The sequence below is a fragment of the Nocardia veterana NBRC 100344 genome (assembly GCF_000308855.1).
In the GTDB taxonomy this organism is placed as follows: domain Bacteria; phylum Actinomycetota; class Actinomycetes; order Mycobacteriales; family Mycobacteriaceae; genus Nocardia; species Nocardia veterana.
In genome coordinates this window covers 1-18,217 of the sequence record NZ_BAGM01000201.1, presented here as the reverse complement: position 1 = coordinate 18,217, position 18,217 = coordinate 1, and the positions used below count along the sequence as shown (strand labels likewise).

The 18,217-nt window shown below is 67.4% G+C and carries 21 protein-coding genes; 11 read left to right on the top strand and 10 right to left on the bottom strand.

Features of this window, described 5'->3' with window-relative positions:
• Positions 1–192: 192 nt before the first annotated feature.
• Positions 193–1,491, bottom strand: coding sequence for an NAD(P)/FAD-dependent oxidoreductase (locus ON37_RS27765; RefSeq protein ID WP_157171630.1), 1,299 nt, complete (start codon positions 1,489–1,491; stop codon positions 193–195).
• 180 nt (positions 1,492–1,671) lie between these two features.
• On the opposite strand from ON37_RS27765, the gene ON37_RS27760 reads away from it, so the two are divergent.
• On the top strand, positions 1,672–1,947 hold the full coding sequence (locus ON37_RS27760) for a MoaD/ThiS family protein (RefSeq protein ID WP_040723688.1): 276 nt from the start codon (positions 1,672–1,674) through the stop codon (positions 1,945–1,947).
• 14 nt (positions 1,948–1,961) lie between these two features.
• Here ON37_RS27760 and ON37_RS27755 read toward each other — a convergent pair whose 3' ends face one another.
• A complete protein-coding gene (locus ON37_RS27755; protein WP_157171629.1) occupies positions 1,962–2,426 on the bottom strand; it encodes a hypothetical protein in 465 nt (154 codons plus the stop codon).
• Between the two features lie 816 nt (positions 2,427–3,242).
• On the opposite strand from ON37_RS27755, the gene ON37_RS27750 reads away from it, so the two are divergent.
• Entirely contained in the window at positions 3,243–3,704 is a 462-nt protein-coding gene (locus ON37_RS27750) for a nuclear transport factor 2 family protein (RefSeq protein WP_157171628.1), read from the top strand.
• Positions 3,705–3,885: 181 nt separating this feature from the next.
• Here the strand turns inward: ON37_RS27750 and ON37_RS33930 are convergent, their stop codons facing one another.
• Complete coding sequence (locus ON37_RS33930) at positions 3,886–5,421, bottom strand: serine hydrolase domain-containing protein (RefSeq protein WP_245553541.1); 1,536 nt, start codon at positions 5,419–5,421, stop codon at positions 3,886–3,888.
• Positions 5,422–5,638: 217 nt separating this feature from the next.
• Between ON37_RS33930 and ON37_RS27740 the strand changes: the two genes are divergently transcribed.
• Both ON37_RS27740 and ON37_RS27735 read left to right on the top strand, forming a co-directional pair.
• On the top strand, positions 5,639–6,202 hold the full coding sequence (locus tag ON37_RS27740; protein WP_040723684.1) for a YbhB/YbcL family Raf kinase inhibitor-like protein: 564 nt from the start codon (positions 5,639–5,641) through the stop codon (positions 6,200–6,202).
• Between the two features lie 127 nt (positions 6,203–6,329).
• Complete coding sequence (locus ON37_RS27735) at positions 6,330–7,244, top strand: CE1 family esterase (protein WP_051032191.1); 915 nt, start codon at positions 6,330–6,332, stop codon at positions 7,242–7,244.
• A 266-nt stretch (positions 7,245–7,510) separates the two neighbouring features.
• Here ON37_RS27735 and ON37_RS27730 read toward each other — a convergent pair whose 3' ends face one another.
• From ON37_RS27730 to ON37_RS27720, 3 genes are read right to left on the bottom strand one after another with little or no spacing between them, the layout of a single operon-like run.
• The gene (locus ON37_RS27730; protein ID WP_040723682.1) at positions 7,511–7,957 is read right to left on the bottom strand and encodes a 6,7-dimethyl-8-ribityllumazine synthase; all 447 of its coding nucleotides are present in this window, start codon (positions 7,955–7,957) and stop codon (positions 7,511–7,513) included.
• A 48-nt stretch (positions 7,958–8,005) separates the two neighbouring features.
• On the bottom strand, positions 8,006–8,398 hold the full coding sequence (locus ON37_RS27725) for a DUF6463 family protein (protein WP_040723681.1): 393 nt from the start codon (positions 8,396–8,398) through the stop codon (positions 8,006–8,008).
• Positions 8,395–9,024, bottom strand: coding sequence for a DUF2867 domain-containing protein (locus tag ON37_RS27720; RefSeq protein WP_051032190.1), 630 nt, complete (start codon positions 9,022–9,024; stop codon positions 8,395–8,397). Before ON37_RS27720 ends, ON37_RS27725 begins: the two co-directional genes overlap by 4 nt.
• 97 nt (positions 9,025–9,121) lie before the next feature.
• Between ON37_RS27720 and ON37_RS27715 the strand changes: the two genes are divergently transcribed.
• The 3 genes from ON37_RS27715 to ON37_RS33225 all read left to right on the top strand — a co-directional run bounded on the left by ON37_RS27715 (position 9,122) and on the right by ON37_RS33225 (position 10,947).
• Positions 9,122–9,685 carry a TetR/AcrR family transcriptional regulator gene (locus ON37_RS27715; RefSeq protein WP_040723699.1) on the top strand — a complete coding sequence of 188 codons (564 nt, stop codon included), beginning with the start codon at positions 9,122–9,124 and terminating at the stop codon, positions 9,683–9,685.
• A 151-nt stretch (positions 9,686–9,836) separates the two neighbouring features.
• On the top strand, positions 9,837–10,748 hold the full coding sequence (locus ON37_RS27710) for a sugar phosphate isomerase/epimerase family protein (RefSeq protein ID WP_051032189.1): 912 nt from the start codon (positions 9,837–9,839) through the stop codon (positions 10,746–10,748).
• Between the two features lie 49 nt (positions 10,749–10,797).
• The gene (locus ON37_RS33225; protein WP_210742543.1) at positions 10,798–10,947 is read left to right on the top strand and encodes a hypothetical protein; all 150 of its coding nucleotides are present in this window, start codon (positions 10,798–10,800) and stop codon (positions 10,945–10,947) included.
• A gap of 18 nt (positions 10,948–10,965) precedes the next feature.
• Here ON37_RS33225 and ON37_RS27700 read toward each other — a convergent pair whose 3' ends face one another.
• Positions 10,966–11,325, bottom strand: a complete 360-nt coding sequence (locus ON37_RS27700) for an SRPBCC family protein (RefSeq protein ID WP_040723677.1) — start codon at positions 11,323–11,325, stop codon at positions 10,966–10,968.
• Positions 11,326–11,387: 62 nt separating this feature from the next.
• Here ON37_RS27700 and ON37_RS27695 point away from each other — a divergent pair, with 62 nt between their 5' ends.
• From ON37_RS27695 to ON37_RS27680, 4 genes are all read left to right on the top strand, one after another.
• Complete coding sequence (locus tag ON37_RS27695) at positions 11,388–11,954, top strand: hypothetical protein (protein ID WP_051032188.1); 567 nt, start codon at positions 11,388–11,390, stop codon at positions 11,952–11,954.
• 139 nt (positions 11,955–12,093) lie between these two features.
• Positions 12,094–12,804, top strand: a complete 711-nt coding sequence (locus tag ON37_RS27690; protein WP_083893337.1) for a methyltransferase domain-containing protein — start codon at positions 12,094–12,096, stop codon at positions 12,802–12,804.
• Positions 12,805–13,040: 236 nt separating this feature from the next.
• Positions 13,041–13,733 (top strand): type 1 glutamine amidotransferase domain-containing protein, encoded by a 693-nt coding sequence (locus ON37_RS27685; RefSeq protein ID WP_040723675.1) that lies wholly within the window; start codon positions 13,041–13,043, stop codon positions 13,731–13,733.
• A gap of 226 nt (positions 13,734–13,959) precedes the next feature.
• Complete coding sequence (locus ON37_RS27680) at positions 13,960–14,550, top strand: DJ-1/PfpI family protein (RefSeq protein WP_051032187.1); 591 nt, start codon at positions 13,960–13,962, stop codon at positions 14,548–14,550.
• A gap of 251 nt (positions 14,551–14,801) precedes the next feature.
• Here ON37_RS27680 and ON37_RS27675 read toward each other — a convergent pair whose 3' ends face one another.
• The 3 genes from ON37_RS27675 to ON37_RS27660 form a co-directional block, all read right to left on the bottom strand.
• Entirely contained in the window at positions 14,802–15,137 is a 336-nt protein-coding gene (locus ON37_RS27675; protein ID WP_040723674.1) for a hypothetical protein, read from the bottom strand.
• 306 nt (positions 15,138–15,443) lie between these two features.
• A complete protein-coding gene (locus ON37_RS27665) occupies positions 15,444–16,673 on the bottom strand; it encodes a cytochrome P450 family protein (protein WP_040723671.1) in 1,230 nt (409 codons plus the stop codon).
• A 799-nt stretch (positions 16,674–17,472) separates the two neighbouring features.
• The gene (locus tag ON37_RS27660; protein WP_040723670.1) at positions 17,473–18,141 is read right to left on the bottom strand and encodes a TetR/AcrR family transcriptional regulator; all 669 of its coding nucleotides are present in this window, start codon (positions 18,139–18,141) and stop codon (positions 17,473–17,475) included.
• Positions 18,142–18,217 lie beyond the last annotated feature (76 nt).

The following is an 18,217-nucleotide window of genomic DNA, read 5'->3' as shown; positions in this document are numbered from 1 at the left end:
CCGGGAGGCCGCGCGAGACACATTGAGCCGGTTCCTGACCGCCGCCCGCACCCGCCTCGGTCTCGGTGCGGATGTCACGGCCGAACTGGGCGAGGCGACCGACGACGAATTGTTCGGTTTGGTCGACGAAGAATTCGGGCCGCTGTGATCACATCCGGGGTCGCCGCCGGGCGGGCTGCATCCGCGCGGCCGTCACTGTTCGGCGCGGCGCGGGAGCTCGCCGGTGGCACCGGATCCGGCGGTGCGCGGGTGGTACCAGGCGTCGCGGTTCGCCCCGGAGGACCGGCGCAGGGCCGTCAGCACATGCGGGGTGAGGATGCTCGAGGCCGGCGCGGCACGCTGGACGACGGGCCAGAACAGTTCGGCCACTTGTGGATCCGATGCCATCGTGCTGATCACCTTGCGGAACCCCCAGGGCGGGATGGCCAACCGGGCATTGCGGTTGAACAGGAACTGTTGCGGCCACAGTGCCCGGCGGTGCTGCCGCTGATAACGGCGTAGGGCCGCGTCCAGGCCGTCGGTATCGCCGACGGTGAGGGCATCGGCGGTGGCGTCGGCGAGCCATTCGGCGCCCTCCAGCGCCCAACCACAGCCGACGCCCCGCAGCGGATCCGCGACCAGGGCCGCGTCGCCGACCAGGGCCAGACCGGGACGCACGATCCGGCGACGGGTCAGATTCGGTTTGTCCCGAGCACCGATGAACTCCGAAACCCGTACCGCTGCGGACAGATCCGGCGGATCCGGTACGTCGGCGAACCGTCGCCGGAGATAATTCTCCTTGTCGGCGAGGAACTCCCGAACGTGCGGTGCGTCGAGCAACATCGAGATCAGCGTGAGCCCGTCGTCGGCGCCGATCAGCCCCAGCGCATCGGGAGGCCGTAGCCACACCCGGAAATTTCCCTCCTCGACCGGCACGTTGCGGAAGTAGGCGAAGTAGCACGATCGGCGGTTCGGTGACGAGACCGCCCGTAGACCCGCCTCGGGAGCCACTCGCGAACTCGCGCCGTCCGCACCGACGACCAGACGGGCGCGAACCGTGGTCTCCGCGTCGTCGATCCGCGCCACCACACCACCGATCCGGCCGTTGCCGTCACGATGCAGGCCCACCACTTTGGCACCCAGAACGAGTTCCACGCCCGGGGTCGCGGCGGCGATCTTCCGGATCAGGGGATCGAGCACCGACCTGCGCACCGTGTACCCGTGCCGGTCGGGATGCCCCGCACCGCGTTCGTTCGCCCATCCGGCCGGCGTCCACATCGAGGTGTACATGCGCACCCCGCCGGCCGCCTCGATCGCGGTGTCCAGACCCAGCCGGCGCACCGTCGGCAACGCGGTCGGCTGGATCAGATGCGTACAGGCTCGCTTGTAGAAGGCGGGATCGCGATGACTTTCCAGAACAGCAACGCGTAGGCCGCGGCGGCCCAGCAGGATCGCCACCGCGCAACCGGCCAAACTGCCGCCCGCGACGATGACGTCGTAGTCGTCGCTCACCACGAGGTTCTCCGGTTCACCAGCACCATCGGGTCGATGGTAGGGGAGTCGCCGCGGCCGGGAGGAGTTTTGGCTCCGATCCCCGGCAGTCGGATTCGACCCGAACCCCTCGGGTCACAGTGGCTTTCAGCGTAGTATCCGAGCGACCAGCCAGCTGCGATCGAGAACGGAGACGGCCCGATGACGGTGACCGTGACGATTCCGACGGTGCTTCGCGCGCATACGGACGGGGCCAAGCGGGTCGAGGCGACAGGCACGACCGTGGCGGCCGTGCTCGCCGATCTGGAAAGCCGGTATGAACGACTTTCCGGCCGCCTCCTCACCGACGGTAGGTTGCGGCGGTTCGTCAACGTCTATGTGGACGACACCGATGTGCGTCAGGATCGCGGACTCGACACGGAGGTTCGGGACGGCGCCACCGTCACCATTCTCTCGGCGATGGCCGGCGGAGCCTGACCACCGCGAGCCGCTCAGAGCGACTGCGCCACCACGTCGATCGCCAGGATCGCGCCCAACGTCACCGCCATCGTCAGCGACAGCGTGAAAAAGGTGCGACGGATCCCCGGCATTTCCTCGGTCCGGGCGAAGATCCGCTTCGGCCACACCCACCACGACTGGAAGCCGAACGCGGCACAGGCCACAACGAACAGCACCGCCTTGACGATCATGAGCGCGACCCAGGCGCCGCCGGGTGCCGGTGTGTGCACCGCCCGGGTGATCGCCGCCATGACGCCACTGATTCCCGCGATGATCGCCAATCGCGCAATCCGCTGCCGCGACCCGTCGGCCATCATCTGGCCCATTTCCTCGATCTCCTCGGGGTCCTCGGCCTTGAATTGGAACTGCTGTACCACCACGACCGAATACACCATGGAGCCGAACCACACCGCCAGGAACAGGGTTTGGATCACGGCGAAGAGGTTCGTCACTACCATCTGCATTCCCTTTCGACACCCGCCCGCGCCGGGTCGCGACGCTCGTGCCCAGGCGCACAGACACCGTACTCGGTAACATCCCGCTAGCGCCGATTTTTCGCGGGCATCGCCGCTGCCGCTCGATGCACGAGCGGCTCCGCTGTCACTGTCGCCGCCGGTCATGCCGGCAACAATGCACACGCGAACGGGTCGGCCACCGATTGCCGGGATGTCACAGCACCCCTGAACAGGCCGGTCCTCCTGCACCGTGCTGTTGCTGTGCGTGAAGCCTCGCGCGGACACGCTGCGGCGGTCGAAATGCCCTGAGTGTCTTCGATTGCGACATACGAGGGGTGATCGCCAGTGCGGATGCCTCGGCCGACTGGGCGAAACGATCGCCATCGCCACCGCGAGCAAACGCGACAGGACAAGGTCTCCGGCCGACCCCTGCCCAGCGAGCAGCACGGTCGGGCAATCGTCATTACCATCACGCTTGCTGTGGAGCGGCTGATCTTCGGAGTGGCCGTGCCGCAGCAGATTCCGCGTCTCGTGGGACACGCGGAACGAACGCGATGGTGGTGAGGGTCGCCGCGGTGCCAGGGGGTCTGCGGCGACCCGCACTTTCGACACGGGCAGCACTCGAAGCAGGTGCCGGCCGGATTCGACGGTTCGTCGGGAGGGACTGCGCGGATGTGGGTTGCGGCGCTCGGATCCGCCACGAAACGATCGCGAACACCCGGTGCCGGAAGGTTTGCGCGGCGATTGCGGCGGTTATCTGTTCGGTGCAGGATGCGTGCACCCCGCACCGAACGATCAGCCGGAGGAAACGTAGTGGAGATGACCGGATCCACGATCGCTGAGATTCGCGATGTCGTGCGCCGATACAACCGCGCTCTGCAGGCGGGCGACGCTGCCGCCGTCGCCCAGCTGTACTGCGCGTACGGCGCGCACTTTCCTGGCCGCCATCCCGAGGCGTTCGGCACCGACATCGAAGAGCGCTACCGATGGCTGTTTCGATTCGAACCCCCGCTGCCCGGTCATATTCTGCGTGAGGTTGTCCCGGCGGACCAGGTGACGGTCGCCGTCACCGAGCACCGTCACCACCGCTATCACTGGCAGCGCGCGCGTCATCTGTTCGTGCTCACCGACGATGGCGGGCAATGGAAAATCCTGGCATCCCTGCACGGCTCGTCCACACTGCCCGCCGACCGCGCCGGGGAGGACGACCCCTCGGGCTTGTTGCAGCAGGTACGCGCACGGCTCAGCGCAAGCCACGCGACCACACTCGCACCCGTCTGACGGAATCCGCGCCGGTGTGCGGGGATCGGTCGGACGCGGCACCGCATCCTCCGGACCGGATCATCAGGATGACACCCGGCTCGAACAGACGCGTCGGCATGCGGAGCCCGGCGGAGCCAGGCGAGCTTCGCCGGGCCCGGTCCGTACCCCTGGCGTCCGGGTCGGTGGGGCGTGGCTCCTCTCAGCGAGTCGGTGCGGCAGGCTCGGTCCGATCGTCGCCGAACACCTCGGCGACCAGACGTTGCGTCGCCTGCTGGAATGCCGCGGCCAGCGACAGACCGGCATCGTCGACGTAATTCAGTGTGGCGGTGAGGGTTTTGCGGCCGTCGGGCGTGCTGAACATCAGCGCCGCGTGGCCCGCGGCGCCGCCGTTGTGCGTGATCACCGTGCCGCAGTCGGTCTGCTGCACGAACACTCCCAGGCCGTAGCCCATGTTCGGGATGGGTGTCGGGCGCGGGGTGCACATCTCGGTCAGCAGTTCGGCCGGCAGGAGCTTGCCGCTCATCAGGGCGGAGATGAAGGTGTGCAGATCCTGGCTGGTGGAGATCATGTCACCGCCACTGGAGATCCAGGAGGGGTTGTGGCGTGTGACATCGACGGTGATCTCCTGCCCGTCGTCCTCGTAGCGGTAGTAGGCGTGGGCGTGCGGCGCACGGATCTCGGTCTGGGTGGTCGGGACCACGGTGCCGGTCAACCCGAGCGGCCCCAGGATCAGCCGCTGCATTTCCTCGGTGACCGGGCGGCCGGTGACCTTCTCGATCAGCAGTCGGGCCAGCACATAGTTGGTGTTGGAGTAGCTCCAGTCGGTGCCCGGCTCGAAGCGCGCGGGCTTGGACAGCGCCAACCGGACCAGCTCGTCCGGCTGGTAGGTCTTGAACCGATTGTCGACCCATTCCTTACCCGCTGTGGTTGCGGGGATTCCGGGCACCATCGTTGCGTCGGGGTAGTACTCCCCGGTGAAGTTGAAGATTCCGCTGGTGTGCTGCAACAGCATTCGCACCGTGATCCGCTCGTCGAGCGCGAACTCGGGCAGGTAGTCGAGCACCGGAACGTCCAGGGCGAGCCTGCCCTCGGCCACCAGTTGCAGCACCAGGGTCGCGACGAAGGTCTTGGTGTTGCTGCCGATGCGCACGTGCCCGTCGATCGGCGGCTTCGCGGTCGTGCCCAGCGCGGCCACCCCGGCGCTATCGGCCCAGGTGCCCCGCTCGTCGTGCACGCGCAGCGTGATTCCGGTGAGACCGGAGGCGACGATGTCCGCCAGCGCCTTGCGCAGTTCCGGGCGATCCTGCCCGGTAGCCGCCTCCGGCGCCGTACTGTTCGCACCGGATGCTCCGGCGTCCAGCGCTGCGGTGATCTTGCCGACCATCGCGGCCGTGGCGGGACCGGGCTCGGTCGCGGCGGCCTCGACGGCGGTCAGGACGGTGTCACGGAAGTTGGCGGCCTCGGCCGGATCCTGGGCGGTGAGCAGATTCACGGCCGCAGTCAGCGCCGGCAGCACCTGGTCCGCGAGCGCGGCGACGGTCTTGCCGACCAGTACGATGTCGGACGACTTCGCCGAGAGCACATGGCCGACGACACCGGTCGACGACGTCAGGGCGATGGAGGCATTCGTGGCGGACCGATGGGGCGTGCCGGTGGCGGCAAGCAGCGACACGGCGCCGTACGCGGCGGTCCGCAGAATGCCCTTGTCCGCGTCGGTCAGGGTGATGGTGGCCATGGTGGTGTCTCCTTCGAAATGCTTGTGCGGCAATCCCTTCGAGGGCCGCTGCGCCGTTGACCCCACTACCGTCGCCGGACCGGCTGACATCGACCTGATATCCACCTGACACATCCACTGATACAACGATTCACTTCGTGCCCGGGCTCGGCCCATCGCACGACCAGCAGGCCACACCGCAGCGAAGCCGCCCGCACCCGACCGAAAGGCACCTACCGTGACAAACCTGCTGCACCGCTTTCGTGCCGGTACCGGAAAACTCGCCTGGAACCATCCCGGTGTCGCGAACGCGCCCGAGACGATCATCGTGTCCAGCCCCGCCTTCGCCGACGGCGGACCGATCCCGGACCGCCACGCCGGCCCGGGTGTGGGCGACAACGTCTCGCCGCCGCTGAACTGGGACAACATTCCCTCCGGCACACGTGAACTCGTCCTGCTGGTCGAAGATCCGGACGCGCCACTGCCCCGGCCGTTCGTCCACTGCGTCGTCACCGATATCGGGCCGGAGACCTCCGGAGTCGAAGCCGGTGCGCTGTCGCGGCCTGCGGATCGCGCGCAGGTATCGTTCACCGTCGGCAAAGCGTCGATCGGGAAATCCGGCTACCTCGGTCCCGCGCCGATCCGCGGTCACGGGCCCCACCGCTACATCTTCCAGCTCTTCGCCCTCGACGAGACGGTGGACCCGGCACGGCGCCGCGTGACGAAAAGACGGGTCCTCGAAGCCATCCGCGGCCACGTGATCGCACGTGGACGGCTCACCGGGACCTACGAACGAGTCTGAACCGCTCGTCAGGTGCGCCCGGCGGCCCGCGCATCGGTTGCCGGGCGTGTCGATTCCGCCGTTTACCACTGCGGGGCAACCGGCCACAGTAGGCTGCTGCCCGTCGCCGGCTCGATGATGGGAAAGTATGCGCGCTCTCGCAATTCAACTGGCCGTGGCCGTGGCCGTCGTCGCCGCGGTCGTCACGTCGCTGCCGGGGGCACACGCCGGTCGCGACGGAGTCCGCACCGTCGCGGCGCAGTGCAGCCTGGCGCCGACAGCGGGCACCGTCGTGCGGACGATCGGTACCCGGATCTATCGGCTCGACGTGCCGGCCGGCCTGGCAGGTCCCTCGGTGCCGCTGTTGCTCGCCGAACATGGAAATGCCAGCAACGCGGCGGAATTCGAGCAGGTGTCGGGCTGGACTCCGTACGCCGCCGCGCACCACTTCATCGTCGCCTACCCGCAGGGCAACGCGAACAATCTGCCGCTGGATCCCGGTAACGGTCTGGTGGGCAACGACTGGGAGTTTCAGCAGGGCTCGATCGATGTCCGGTTCCTGCGCGCGGTCGTGGCCGACATCGAGGCGACCTGGTGCGTCGACACCCGGCGGGTATACAGCAGCGGCTGGTCCGACGGCGGCATCATGTCGCAGCGGATGGCGTGCGATGCTTCCGATGTCTTCGCGGACGTAACCTCTTGGGAGGGGGCCGATCCCACTCTCCCGAACCCCACCCTGCTGATTCCCAGTCTCGGGTCGCTCTGTCGACCCGCTCGGCCGATCTCCGTCGGTATCGCGCAGGGACAGATCGACCCGATCTCCGATCCGCTGGTGGGTGTGGCCAATGTCGACGCGTGGGTCGGCCGCGACGGCTGCCCCGTCCCGCCGGCGGAGTCCAGCGACACCTTCGGCAGGACGGCCGATTACGGACCGTGCCGGAACGGGACCTCGGTGCAGTACCGGGTGGAAAACCGCCAGGCACACCAGTGGCCGTCCGGCGCGGCCGGTGAGGACCTGCGAGATCGACTGTGGAACTTCATGTCCGCCACCACCCTCCCGTAGGGGCCGAGCGCGAACCACACGGCACCGGGCCGCTGGCGGCGGCCCGGCGGTACCGGTAATTCGGCCGGAAGTCGGTATCCCCCCACGGTCTTTCGCCGCATGGCCAGGAATCCGCAACCGTCCGACCGGTCCGAGTTCGAGCTCGCCGGTGATGCGGCGGCTCAGAGCTTCGAGTGGTGCTCGCGCCGATCGTGGTGATTTCACGACCAAGGTGTCCCGGTCCGGCGAAGACGGCTGTGGCACCGGTCGGGACGCAGGATCTGGGGTCAGGCGGGGACGGCGACCGGACCCAGAGTGGTCGCGATCGCGTCGGCCGGCTCCGCGCCCTTGACCTCGAAGTGGCGGGAGAAGTATTCCAGATGCTCCTCGTGCTCGTGGAAGTGGTGCGGGGTGAGCACCGCGGAGAATACGGGGACGTCGGTGTCGAGTTGAACCCGCATCAGTGCGTCCACGACGGTGGCGGCCACGAAGTCGTTGCGGTAGATGCCGCCGTCGGCCACCAATGCGCATCCGCCGAGTGCCGCGTACTCACCACTGACCGCCAATCGCTTTATGCGCAAGGGTATTTCGAACGCTCCCGGGGCTTCGACCACCTCGACATCGGGGTATCCGTGCTCGGCCAGGCGAGCGCGGCATGCGACGGCCGCCCGGTCGACGATGTCGGCGTGCCGGCGCGCGGCGACGAGAGCGATGCGGTTCGGGATCGGTGACATGGTTCTCCTGATTCAGCGGTTGTGAGGGTGCACCATGATCTGGGCCTTTCATTCAGGAATTGCTCGCAGCGAGGCGGCCCGTCGGCTACCGGCGATCAGCAGGCCGGTCGCGACCGCCATGACCGGCCATGGCGTGCGGATCAGAACCACCGCGCCGAAGACGGTCCACAGGCCTAGGGTCCAGGCGATGAAATCGGGCGGGACGATGCCGCGGCGGTCGAGCCACAATATGGTCAGCCCGACCAGGACGAGCGGTACGCCGAAGCTGTCCAGCGACAACCACAGGGCGCTGTTGGCGGCGCTCATCGCGGCCAGGTCGTCGTGCCACAGCGCGCCGCTGAACCAGTCGCCGGCGTACCGGGCGGCCCGCATCCAGGTGAGTGCCAGGGCGGTGTGGGCGACGCCGAAGGCGACGATCAATCGCCCCGCCCACGCGATCATCGGACCTCCCCGGTAGCGCGCCCGGCGTCGACGCTCGTGATCGAATCACGGTGGCGCCATGCGTGATCCCAGCGCCGCACCATCGCCGGATAGACGATCAGCAGCCGGAAGGGCTCGATGCCGGCCAAGTACAGCCGGCCGAGGCAGCCGTTCGGCCGGACCAGGACCGCCATGCGCAACTCGTACCCGTCGCGCGCCGGGACCCAGCCGAAATGTGCTACCCCGTGCACGGTTTTGTTCGCCAACTCCAGCGCTGCTTCGTCGTGGAGTGCGTACAGCGGGGTGAACGGACTGTCGTTCATCGGGGTTGCCCGTACCGAATCCCGGAGATCGTCGGGCAACCGGTCCCGCAACGACCGGACCCGGCCGCCGAGACCCGCGCCGGGCCGGTCCCAGCCCAGGAGCGCCCCGAGTTTCCACCGCACCGCGAACAGCAGGCGGGTCGGCGTCGCACTCGTCGGCGGGCCGCCACCGCCGCGCAGAATGCCGAGGGCGAGCGGAAAATCGTCGGGCGTGGCACCCGGGGCCCGAAAGGCCCAGACGTCGTGCAACCGGAAGTCGGGTGCGATTTCGTGTATCCGCCAAGGCTTTTCGGTATGCGCCGTGCGGGGGAGTGGATTGGACATGGCATCGTCCTCGGTGTGGTTATACGGCCTCGTATAATTGGAGACGTTAGTCCAGTTATACGGTGCCGTACAATGCTGAAGTGAGGTGGATCACGTCATGGGCGCGCTACGTACACCGCGCGAGTCCTGGATCGACGCGGGGCTGGGGGCGCTGGCCGCCGGGGGCGTCGATGCCGTGCGGGTCGAGGCACTCGCCAAGCGGCTGGGTGTCACGAAGGGGGGCTTCTACGGCTACTTCGCCGACCGGGATGCGCTGCTGACGGCGATGCTCGACACCTGGGAGCGGGAAGCGGTCGACGACGTGCTCGAGGAGATCGCGCGGGCCGGCGGGGGTGCGCTCGACAAGGCTCGGCTGGCGGGTCGTCTCACCTTCTCCAGTGACCGACTACTTCCCATCGATCTGGCCGTCCGGGACTGGGCGCGCCGCGACGCCGCCGTCGCCGAACGCCTGCGTCGAGTCGACAACCGGCGCATGGATCTGCTGCGTGACGCGATCGGGACGGTCTGCTCGGATCCCGACGAGATCGAAGCCCGCAGTCTGCTCGCCTTCTGTGCCGCCATCGGCAGTCATTTCCTGGCCGCCGATCACCCCGGCCGCACCCGCGAAGAGGTCATCGCCCGCGCCGGTGACCTGATCCTGAATCGTCCGGCGAGTGCGTGAGAGCGCCGGCGAGGGATGAGGCCCCGGAAAAACGGTGCGGTACAACGATAGTCGGGAAGAGAACGAGCCGGCACATATCCGGCCGGCCGGGTACCGCGCAGTCTTTCGCCGTGCGAATGTTTCATCGGAGGTAGCCGGGTAGACCGACGGTGTGGACACTGGCGAACCGAGGGATGGCGCGGCCGTCCCGCCGCTCAGCACCCATGGCGGCTATTCGCTGACCCTCAGCGATCTCACCTTGCGGACCGCGGACCTTCGGACGCGATGTGCGGCGGCCGCGGCCGCCGGCTTCACCGGTATCGGTCTCTCGGTCGAGCATTACCGCGCCGCGTCGGCGGCGGGTCCGACGCCTGCGGACATCTCCACTGTCATCGCCGAGCACGGTCTCCGGGTGGACGAAGTCGAGCTGGCCGCGCACTGGGCGGACCCGGCCGCATACTCCGAGGACGAACTCGAATCCGACCGCATTGTGCTGACAATGGCCGCCGAACTGGGTGCGGCCAGAATTCACACGACCATGTCGCAGCATTTCCCCCTCGGCACCCTCGCGCGTGGTTTACGCGAATTGTGTTCGCGCGCCGCCGGCGCGGGCGCCTGCGTCGCCCTCGAGTACATGCCGTATGCCGCCATCGATTCCGCCACCGCCGCCTGGCGGGTGATAGCGGCGTCCGGGGCGGACAACGCCGGGCTCCTCATCGATGCGTGGCATTGGCAGCGCGCCCACACCGCCGAGGAACCGGAGTCCGAACTGCGGGCCATTCCGGCGGAGCGGGTGGCGGCGATCCAACTGTGTGACACCCTGCCCGACCCGTTATCCGACCTTCGCCGTGAGGCGCTGCATTTCCGAAAGTTGCCGGGTCACGGCGCAGCCGCACTGATTCCGATGTTGCGCCGACTCGCGAGCCATGACGTACGGGCACCGATCGCGGTCGAAGTTGTCTCGGACGAGCTGGACGCCCAGGACCCTTACGCCACTGCGCGGCAGGCCTACCGCAGCTCGGTCGATGTTCTACGCGCCGCCGGATGGCCGGCTGCCCGGCCCGGCGCACGGGACCGGCGGTGACGCATCGACGGCCCGAGATGGCCTCGGGCCCAAGGCCTTTCGGACCGACGTGGCGGACCGGGACGTCACCGCCGATGTCCCGCACGTCTTCCAAACGTTCGCCGGCATGCTGGACGAGGTGGACGATGCGCTGGACCGCGCTGCGCACTTCCTCGCCCAGCGCCTCGGCGCCGACGCGGTGACGCACGTACCGACGTAGTAGCTCGGGCTCGGACGGCTATTGACCGTAGGAGGTCCGGAGATCGGCGAAAAGCAGCTGGTTGAGCCGGCGTCGAAGGTGACCGGTCTTGCTCGGGTCGGGGGCCCGGCCCGGGGTCAGCAAGGTGAACCGCAGCAGGGTCTCCGCGTCGCGAACGGTCGTCAGCTCGAAGTGCACCTGGTCGTCGGGTCGGCTCGGCCACAGTGATGTCCATACCACTCTCGTCGGTTCGTCCACTGCCAGGATTCCGGGTTCGATTTCATCGGACAGCAGGTTGAGCCAGGGGCGGGCCTGCGGGCGACGAGGCTGGGTGAGCGACTGCCAAATGATGTGCCGCGGCGCGGGCAACCGGCGGGCCCTCGAGGCGATTTCGATCACGGCACCAGCGTAGGGAAGTCCGCTCGGTTGTCCGGCCCGGTGCCGGAAACTAGATTCGCACCGTGATCGACGCATGTCCCGACGAGGAGATATCCGGCTACGGCGGCGGCCCCTACAGTTGGCATCCGGAGTACCTGGATGAGCCTCTGTTCTGGATCTCCTACCTGGGAGCCTTCTTTCGCGACCCCGAGCTGGAGGAGCTGCTGTTCGGTCCCGACTGGGACGCCGCGGCGGCATTCGACGAGGCCCTCTGGGCGGCCGAGGACTGGCCGGCCTTCACGGTGTCGTTGCCGAGCGGGCGCCGCGTCGATGTCGTCTACCGCACGATCCCGGGGGACCTGGCCATCGACCTCGTTCTGCACGACCCGGCCGAGGGGCGCTCCAGAACAGTAGCGAGCACCGAAGATGCTGCCGGGCAAGTTCTTTCGTGGTCCGAGGTAGTGTCCGCCGCGGAGTCGAACGACGGATTCGGCCGGGAGCGCCAACTGCTGCTGCTCCTTCCCGTCATCGATCTCGACGACCTCCCGCCGGAGGCGACGGCGGTACTCGCCGAGGCGCTGACACAATGCACGGCGGTCGACGAGCCGCGCCGCACCGCCGAGCAACTCATCGCCGTCGGCTCGGCCTGACTCATCGGCCTTCCGGATCGCTCGGCCCACAACCCGATACCGCGAGCATCGCGCGCCGTGCCGGATCGTGGAATCGGCCGGCAGCGTCACGGGAGTACCGACATTCTCGTCGCGGTCGGGGTCGACGCCAGTTGAGCGGATGCTCGAGGTGGCGCGAGAGCGGTGGCCCGGGCCCGACTTCCGGTTCGGCGACGCGACCGCGCTGCCGCTCGAGGATCGTTCGATGGACGGCTACCGTGCTGACAAGCTGTTTCACGAACTCGCCGATCCGGCCGCAGCGCTCACCGAAGCCCGGCGAGTGCTCACTCCCGGGGGACGTGTCGTCTTGGTGGGACAGGACTGGGAATCGTTCATCATCGACTCCGACGATCCCGATCTGACCTACCGGATCGTGACGGCCCGGGCAGGCGCCGTCGTCAGTCCCCGGGTAGCTCGCAGCTACCGGAACTTGTTGCTGGACAACGGGTTCGTCGATGTCGCGGTCGAGGTTCGCACTGTGGTGTTCGTCGACGAGCTGATGGTGCCCATGTTTTCAGGACTCGCTGAGAAGGCGTGCGCCGCGAGGGGCGTCACCCGTGAGGAGGCGGACCGTTGGATCGCCGAGCAAGCTCACCGCGGTCGCAGTGGCCGGTTGATGCTTGCCGTGCCCCTGTTCTTCGCTGCCGCGACCGCACCAGGTTCCCGGCGGAACTACGTCGAGGACGGCATCCAGGCCTGCATGCTCGGCGATCCAGGAGCGTTTCTCCGGCCGCCGGCAATACCGATGACCGTGCAGCCCAACGCCTTTGCGATCTGCCCGGCGATCGGTCAGCATTCCGGATCTGTCGCAGCGTCGGAATTTCGGCAGTAGACGCTGCCGCTGAACGACAGCGAGAAACGGCAATCGGCGCGGCAAGGGTGTCCGGATCCGCCCGGCATGACGGCTCGGGCATCACACCATCGCGGGACGTCGGGCCGAGGTTATGCCGGGCTTGCCCGGGTACCCCCGCGAGTAGCCCCTGGGTCGAGGGGCCGTGAGGACCTGACGCAACACTCGACAAACACGTCGGCCAGCATGCTCCGCTCATTGCTGAAAGAGAGGTTCGTATGCCTGCGAACAAGATCTTGGTGGTCGTGACCAATGTGGGGGAGTACGAAAAGGTCGGTTATCGCACGGGCCTGTGGTTGGGGGAGTTGACCCATTTCTACGACTATGTCACCGAGCACGGCTATGCGGTGGACATTGCCAGTCCGTCCGGTGGATTCGTGCCCATCGATCCCGAAAGTCTGGCTCATGAGGTGCTCGGTGAGCTGGGCACCGACAAGCGTTATCGCGATCGAGAATTCATGGATCTGCTCGATGACACGATAAAAGCCGGTGAGGTGAACGTGGAGGACTACGACGCCATCTACTTCACCGGCGGGCACGGTGTGATGTTCGATTTCGGAGGCGACGATCTCGCGGCGGTGACCGCGAAGTTCTACGACACCGGCCGGATCGTGTCGGCGGTCTGCCACGGCCCGGCCGGCCTGCTGAAAGTCCGCTTGGGTAACGGCGAACCATTGATCAAAGGCAAGAACGTGACCGGCTTCTCCTGGCCCGAAGAAGAGGCCGCGCAGCGTGATGATGCGGTGCCGTTCAGTCTGCAGGACGAGCTGAAGAAGCTCGGCGCGAATTACAGCACTGCCGACAAACCGTTCGACACCTATGTTGTCGAAGACGGCCGGTTGATCACCGGTCAGAATCCGGGCAGCGCTCGCGCGGTCGCCGAAGCCGTCGTCGCGGAGCTGGCGCGATGAATTCTCCGCTCGGGTCGCCGGCCGCTGCCGGCCGAGTCCCGCGGGTGCTGGTGGTCGTCTCAGCGGCCGACCGGATCCCGCTGCGCGGGGGTGGCAGCGACCCCACCGGCACGTACCTGGGTGAGCTGATCGAACCCACTGTTGCCATGCTCGACGCGGCTTCGAGTTGTCGTTCGCGACCCCGGGCGGCAGGGTCCCCACCATCGACGGTACGTCGTGCAGTTTGATGTACTTCGGTTTCTCTCGGTCGGCCCGCGACCAGGCACTGAGCAGTTACACGCGACTGCTCGAACTCGGGCTCGGCGCCCCGGCGCGACTGGAGCACCTCGCGCGCGACACCGCACGGCTCGCCGGGTTCGACGCTGTGTTCGTCCCCGGGGGCCACGCTCCGCTCGTCGATCTGTTGTACCGTGACGCCTTCACCGGGGATGCGACGAACGACGACTTCGGTGCGCTTCTGCGGTACTTCCACGACCAGCAACGCCCCACCGCGCTGATCTGCCATGCGCCGGCCGCGCTCGCCGCCGCACCGGAGATCGATGGACGCTGGATCTACGACGGCTATCGGATGACGTGCTTCAAAACGGTTGTGGATACCCTGCTTTCGACCATTCCGGTGGCGCGGCGCTTTCACGGTCGCCTGCAGGTGGATCCGGCACAACTGCTGCGCTCGCGCGGTGCGCATGTCGAACAGACCGCGATGCCGATGGGTAGCAAGGTGGTGGAGGACCGCGAACTGCTCACCGGCCAAGACCCCTATTCCGCTGAAGCACTGGGCGTCGCGTTGGTCACGAAGATCCGCAACTCGCTGCACTGACCGAAGCGGACACGGGCTGTCGGAGCGGGTAGGCGGCGGCCGGTGAGTGCAGGGCCGCCGCGCGAGGTGTGTTCCGATCGGGCGACGCCGCGCTCGACGTATCCGAGACGTGCCGGAGGGCAGAACACAGCCGTCGGCTGTCGACCATCGATACCTCGACGCGTCCGGACGGCTCGGTGTGCGGTCGCGACCGCCCCTGTCCCACGATGAACCCTGTCCCACGATGAACGGGCCGAGCGGGGTGGCCTGGTTCAGGCGAAACCCACGCAGCCGCTGTTGGCTACGGCAAGGACCGTCACCACGACTGCGAGGCCGACCAGAGCCAGCCTCAGCCGAGTGCGGCGTTGCACGGCGGCGACGACGAAGGGGGCAACCCAGATAAGTCCGACGACGAGGGCCCCGGTGGCGTGGTCGGCCGTTTTGGGGCCGGCCCAGGTCTGCCTGACGTCGCAGCCGGCGGAAAACGCGTTGATCGTGACGAGGATCAGGCCGGCAAACCCCCACACAACGGTGATCGCGATCGCGGCGACCGCTTTCAGAGCCCGTTTCCAGCCGAGCTGCCGCCGAGGGGGCTGAGTAGTTGTCATCTACCGATCATCGCCGAGGGCGGCGAACATCTCGTCATCGACGCGGTGGATCCCGTGAGAACACCCCCACTTCCACCGAGAGTCGCCCACGGCATCGGTCGCGTAGGGGGCGGGCGCCTCGACCGCCGCCCAGAGGGCGAGCCCGGTGCGCCGCAGGTCCCGAGGCGGGAATGTTTTGGAATACCAGCCGGATTCGCGGCCTGTCGCGAATGCCGAGCACATTCGGTCCTCCCCGGTGTCTGCACTGGGCGGCCGCCCGCCATCGGGGACGGGGTCAGGGTGCGAGCCGGTGATGCGCTGCCATGCTCACTGTCCGTTGAGGAAGACCGGGAGACTGCGGTGCGCGTTGGAGATGATGCCCGGCAGTGATTCGAGCTCGTCGGGGGAGACGGCGAGTTCCATGCCCGGGAACGCCTCGAACAACGTCGGCAGCGCCACTCGTGCCTCCATCCGGGCCAGTGCGGAGCCGAGGCAGCGGTGCGCGCCGTATCCGAACGCGAGATGGTCCTTGTTCGGTCGTCGCGGGTCGAACTGGTTTGCGTTCTCGCCGTGGACTTGTGGGTCGCGGCCCGGGCCGGCGAAACCGGCGAGAATCAGATCACCTTCCTTGATCGTCACGCCCGCCTGCGTGAAGTCCCGCACGGCGTAGCGCAGGGGCGCGTGGGCGACGGGGGCTTCCAGCCGAAGTGCTTCTTCGATGACCTCGTCCCAGCTCACACTGCCGTCGAGCGCTGCGGCCCGATGTTCGGGATGGGTGAGAAGCTGGAAGATCGCCTGGTCGATGAGATTCACCGTCGTCTCGTGACCAGCGTTGATGATGAGATACAGCGTGCCGATCAGCTCTTCTTCGGAGAAGTCGACATCTGGGTCATCGGCGTTGGCGACCAGGGAGCTGACCATGTTGTCTCCAGGGTGGTCCCGGCTGTAGTCGGCCAGTTCTTTCAGCAGGCCGATCATCCGATTGAAGTTCGCTGCCGCCTCGTCCGCGCTCGCCCGGACGTCGAAAATTCCGTCCACGCACTCCCGAAGGGGGAGGACGAGGTGATCGACAACTCCGATCAGCAGGTTGATCGCCTGCAGCGGAAGGGGATAGGCGTACTCCTGGCGGATGTCGACGACTTCGGTTTGCGGCGCGGCCGCCAGCCGTTTCACCGTGTCGTCGGCGATCTCCTGGATGCGAGGTTCCAACTTGTCGGTTCGAGCCTTGGTGAAGGAGGGGAGGACGAACGAGCGCAGGCGCCGATGGTCGACGCCATAGGAGGTGAACATCGTCGTGGTGTTCACCCAGTTGATGAGGGGAAACTCGGCGCCGATCCTCTTGTCTCGGTAGGCCGGCCAGTGCCGGCGAGGGTCTTTCGACACGTTGTCGGAGGCGAGGATCTGTTTGAGGTTGGCCATATCGGCCACCGACCATGCCGGCAGCCCTCCCGGGAGCACCACGGGCACGATCGGTCCCCGTTCCAAGATGAGCGCGACTTCTCCCTGAATGTCGGAGCCTTCGGGGTTGAGCACGATGGGGTCTGTATGGCTGGTCATGCAAACTCCGTTCTGAACCTCTGAGTACGGGACCTCTGACTACGGGTTGCCGGGCAGAAGGATCGGCCGGCTTTCGGGGGAGGGGCGCGGGTATCGACGCGAGCCCGCGACGGAACGGGCCGGGGCGCCACCGCAACTGGCGGGGCGGCACCGCCGAGGTCTGTTCCGGGAATGCCTACAGGAGCCGGTCGAGCGCGTCCCGGGCGATCGGCTCCGCAGCCGAACGAGCGGGGCAGGGATGCGGGCTCCCGTCCTTCCTGCCCGCGCCTGCCCCGGCCGGGCATGACGCCGCTCGCTACCGCCACGCTGGGCACATTGCACGACCGCGGCCAACCGGCTGCCACCTTGTCCGCCTACGGCGCATCCGCTCGCACGTCGACGACCAGCACGGGCGCTCCCCCCTTGAAGTTGCTCGCTCCCCACCCAACAGCTGGAACGACCCCTCGCATGGCAACCAGAAGGCCAACATGTCAAGGGTAGCTCACCGCAGGGCGCGGTGCAGCGATCATGTTGTACGGCAACATGTTTCGCTCCAACGAGCATTCGATCCAGAACGCTCTCGCGATCGGGTGGCGCTGGTGCCGATGGCGAACACCTTTCGGCCGGCCGGACGCCAGCATCGGGAAGCGTCCGAGCGCGACGTCGACCGATCCATACCGCTGTCGAAGCCGAGTCGCCCACGCTGCGTTGCAGTGAACCCGCCGAGCAATGGTGCACGAAATACGTTGCGGTCGTGTGGCTTCGGAACAACGCGGGGTTGAACGACAGGCGGCGACTTCGGTGCGGGCTGTGCTCGATGTCATTCGGGTTGCCGGGGCGGCCGGTAGGTGTGGAGCAGGGGGAGCCACACCTGGTCCACTATCTCGATGATCGCCGCGTCGGGTACCGCTCGAAGTGTCATGAGCAGGTCGTGGCGGAGCAGGTCGAACGGTAGGTTCACGATGCGCGGCGGCCAGTGCGCATCGGGGAGGTCACCGCTCCGGACGGCGCGGGCGAGGATGCGTTCGAAGGGGGGCGTCGGATCGTCGGGTCGCAGGGCGGCGCGCAACTGTCCGAAGGTGGTTCCGGTGGCCAGAAAGTAGTCCGCCAGAAGGACGTTCATCAATACGATGTTGCGCCCGCGGTCGGCGTTGACGGCCCGCAGGAAGCCGATCGCGTCCTCGCGCAGGCTGCCGGTATCGGGTACCTCGATGCGTGGCCAGTGCTCGGCAAGGGTGGCCAGCAGAAGCTCCTCGCGCTGTGGCCAGCGCCGGTAGAGCACCGGTTTGCTGGTACCCGCCCGGGCGGCGACCGCGTCGTAGGTGAATCCGGTGTATCCGCCTTCGGTCAGCACCGACCATGCCGCTTCGAGAATCGCCGCCTCGAGACGGGCCCCGCGCCGCCGCGTGGCACCGCCGGTCCGGCCGCTCGGGGCGGTATCTGCGGACGAACCATCTTCCGCTGTGACCTGACTCGCCTTTAGATCCACTTGAGTATCTTATCCTCCCGCGCTACCGTGGTCGATATTAGATACCAATTAGTATCTAAAGAACGCTCGAGAGGAC

Coding starts and splice junctions, on each gene's coding strand:
- ON37_RS33930 (WP_245553541.1), bottom strand. CDS start 5,421: ATGGCCACCATCACCCTGACCGACGCGGACAAGGGCATTCTGCGGACC.
- ON37_RS27690 (WP_083893337.1), top strand. CDS start 12,094: ATGCTCGAGGTGGCGCGAGAGCGGTGGCCCGGGCCCGACTTCCGGTTC.
- ON37_RS27755 (WP_157171629.1), bottom strand. CDS start 2,426: ATGGTAGTGACGAACCTCTTCGCCGTGATCCAAACCCTGTTCCTGGCG.
- ON37_RS27730 (WP_040723682.1), bottom strand. CDS start 7,957: ATGTCACCGATCCCGAACCGCATCGCTCTCGTCGCCGCGCGCCGGCAC.
- ON37_RS27760 (WP_040723688.1), top strand. CDS start 1,672: ATGACGGTGACCGTGACGATTCCGACGGTGCTTCGCGCGCATACGGAC.
- ON37_RS27735 (WP_051032191.1), top strand. CDS start 6,330: ATGCGCGCTCTCGCAATTCAACTGGCCGTGGCCGTGGCCGTCGTCGCC.
- ON37_RS27720 (WP_051032190.1), bottom strand. CDS start 9,024: ATGTCCAATCCACTCCCCCGCACGGCGCATACCGAAAAGCCTTGGCGG.
- ON37_RS27715 (WP_040723699.1), top strand. CDS start 9,122: ATGGGCGCGCTACGTACACCGCGCGAGTCCTGGATCGACGCGGGGCTG.
- ON37_RS27675 (WP_040723674.1), bottom strand. CDS start 15,137: ATGACAACTACTCAGCCCCCTCGGCGGCAGCTCGGCTGGAAACGGGCT.
- ON37_RS27680 (WP_051032187.1), top strand. CDS start 13,960: ATGTACTTCGGTTTCTCTCGGTCGGCCCGCGACCAGGCACTGAGCAGT.
- ON37_RS27665 (WP_040723671.1), bottom strand. CDS start 16,673: ATGACCAGCCATACAGACCCCATCGTGCTCAACCCCGAAGGCTCCGAC.
- ON37_RS27685 (WP_040723675.1), top strand. CDS start 13,041: ATGCCTGCGAACAAGATCTTGGTGGTCGTGACCAATGTGGGGGAGTAC.
- ON37_RS27725 (WP_040723681.1), bottom strand. CDS start 8,398: ATGATCGCGTGGGCGGGGCGATTGATCGTCGCCTTCGGCGTCGCCCAC.
- ON37_RS27750 (WP_157171628.1), top strand. CDS start 3,243: ATGACCGGATCCACGATCGCTGAGATTCGCGATGTCGTGCGCCGATAC.